Consider the following 2,625-nt stretch of genomic DNA (forward strand, 5'->3'; position numbering starts at 1 on the left):
GCCCTCGACAGCCCTCGACAGTACCGAAGCCCCCCTGGCGCAAGAACCATTGATCACCGGTGGCCCACCGGGGCCATCGGTCAGATCGGGGGGCTGGCGTCCCACGGCTCGGCCGGCCCATGATCCCCTGGAGGCTCCCGCCGATCGATATCAGGCCCATGACCCGCAGCCCAGAGAGTGCGGCACTTCTCGCAGTACAGCGCTGTGCCCTGCCGCCATCCGCCCTTGCCGCCACGCCGGTTACGACGGTGCTCGGGGCAACGCAGCCGCAGCAGGATGGCTCCCGGGTCCGGCTCGGGCTCAGGCGGACGTGCCGCCGCGGCAGCCGTCATGTCCGCACCTTGCCGGTTCCTCCGCAGCGACGGCACGGTTTGTCCTCCTGGCCGTCGAAGCTGGATTCCTCGTCCGATTCGAGAATGGGCCTGGTCTGATAACCAGCGCCACCGCAGTCCTCACAGGTCAGCATGCCCTGGGCGACCGCGTCGTGCGGTGGGCGGAAATCGGCGCCGGCCCGTTTACCGGACCGCCCCGCGCCCCGGCCGCGTCGGTCACCCCGGAACATGGCCACGATGTCACGGTGACGGCTGGGATGCCGGTTGTCGAGTACGGCCTCCCAGCCGCCGCCGGCCCCGTCACCACCTGCCCGACCAGCAACACATATGACGAATATCCCAATGATGGATATACCGTCCGTCGGACATCGCCCATATCCACGCGCAACGCGCGGCGGTGCACACCAGTGACGACGCCGTGCGGCACAGCGCCGAGGCCTCCAGAAGATCCAGGCCGGCCCCTGCGCTGGACAGAGCCCATCGGCCGCACGTCCGCAACGCCGTCGTTTCAGCTCTTGAGGAAGGAGAGCAGGTCGTCGTTGAAATCCTGCTCGAAACGGCCGACCAGCCCGTGGGGCGCGCCGGGTACGACCTTCAACGTCGCGTCTTTCACCAGCGGTGCTGATTTCAGCGCCGCGGCCTGAATCGGAACGATCTGATCGTCGTCACCGTGCGAAATCAGAACCGGGACGTCGATCTTCTGGAGGTCTTCGGTGAGGTCCGTTTCTGAGAATGCCTTGATACAGTCATACGCGGGCTTCAGTCCCACAGTCATGCTCATGAGCCAGAATGCGTCGCGGATCCCCTGGGAGACGTCCGCGCCATCCCGGTTGACGCCGTAGAAGGGGACGCTCAGATCTCGGTAGAACTGTGACCGGTCAGCGCGCAGGTTCACCCGCATGGCGTCGAAGGCGTCGATCGGTGTCCCGTCGGGATTGGCGGCCGTTTTGAGCATCAGCGGAGGTATCGCCCCACGCAGCACGGCGGTCGCGACTCGCGATGTGCCATGGCGGCCCATATAGCGGGTGACTTCTCCGCCCCCGGTAGAATGACCGACCAGCGTCACCTGCCTCAGGTCGAGAGCGTCCATCAACTCGGCAAGATCGTCGGCGTACGTGTTCAGGTCGTTGCCGTCCCAGGTCTGACCTGAACGCCCGTGGCCTCGGCGGTCATGCGCGATGGCCCGGTAGCCGTGGGAGGCCACGAGTTCCAGTTGGTTGTCCCAGGCGTCCGCGGTCAGCGGCCAGCCGTGACTGAACACGACTGGCCGACCAACGCCCCAGTCCTTGTAAAAGATCTGCGTGCCGTCCGTGGTCGAGATGGTGGGCATTGTTGGCTTTCCTTCCCGGTGAGATCGTTGCCACAGTTACCCCGTGTGGGCACGTGACGCGATCAGGAGATCACCGATCCGGCATACCCGAGGCGACGCCCCTCAACCCGAACGATCCAACCGGCCGCTGGCTCCCCCGGTTCGCCGACGTGTTACCGCCCTGACCCATTGTCCCATGGGGTGGCCCGCCAACGAGCGGGCCACCAGCCACGGCCGGCGCATGTTTGAGGAGCTCCGCCCGCCGCGGTCACCGGCCACCACGTCCGCCCAGTTCTGACCGAACCTGATCGTGTCGTTTACGTGCGCCACGAACGCGGAAAATGAGATCGTATAGACCGATCGCACGTGCGGCGGAACTGTGCGGGACGCGACATGTCCGATAATCTGACGAAGGACCATCGGGAGGGTGCGTGCACCGGCGGACGGAAAAATTCGGCGTCACGTTAACCATTCTGGACGACCTGCTGACCCCGCTCGCCGCCGAACCCAGGGAATTCCTTCTCAACCGGGCGCTGGACGAGTTCGTTCAGGATGTCGCCGTCCTGGACGGCGTCGCGGCGACCATGGTGACGGGCGCACCCAGGCCGAAGATCGACGAATCGATCGACGCCGCCGGGACGGCGGTAACCGACAGCGAGTTGATTGTTTCAGGCCAGCAGGTGATGCAGTCCTGGGAGCGGCCGCTCATGCAGGCGCTGGCCCAGGCCGTGACAACGCCTGGCGGCTCGGTCCTGGAGGTCGGCTTCGGGCTTGCGATCTCCGCCGGTTTCGTGCAGGAGATCGGACCCGCCCACCACACGATCATCGAGGCGAACCCGGAGGTCGCCCGTCGTGGGGCCGAGTGGGTAGGCGCGCAGGGGCGGCCCGGTGCGGAACTGGTCCATGGCAAGTGGCAGGACGTGCTGCCGGCCCTCGGCCGGTTCGACGGGATCCTGTTCGACACCTACCCGTTGGACGAAGGCG

2 protein-coding genes are annotated in these 2,625 nt (G+C 66.3%); one reads left to right on the plus strand and one right to left on the minus strand.

The window, feature by feature from the left end; genetic code table 11:
* Positions 1–840: 840 nt before the first annotated feature.
* Complete coding sequence (locus tag MJ783_RS16575) at positions 841–1,662, minus strand: alpha/beta fold hydrolase (RefSeq protein WP_239311352.1); 822 nt, start codon at positions 1,660–1,662, stop codon at positions 841–843.
* Positions 1,663–2,072: 410 nt separating this feature from the next.
* Between MJ783_RS16575 and MJ783_RS16580 the strand changes: the two genes are divergently transcribed.
* On the plus strand, positions 2,073–2,625 hold a 553-nt coding region (locus tag MJ783_RS16580; protein ID WP_239311353.1), incomplete at its 3' end, for a class I SAM-dependent methyltransferase.

It is taken from the genome of Protofrankia sp. Cj3 (genome assembly GCF_917627355.1).
In the GTDB taxonomy this organism is placed as follows: Bacteria; Actinomycetota; Actinomycetes; order Frankiales; family Frankiaceae; genus Protofrankia.

Bases quoted from the DNA above. Each gene is read 5' to 3' on its own strand.
- MJ783_RS16575 (WP_239311352.1), bottom strand. From the start codon at position 1,662: ATGCCCACCATCTCGACCACGGACGGCACGCAGATCTTTTACAAGGAC.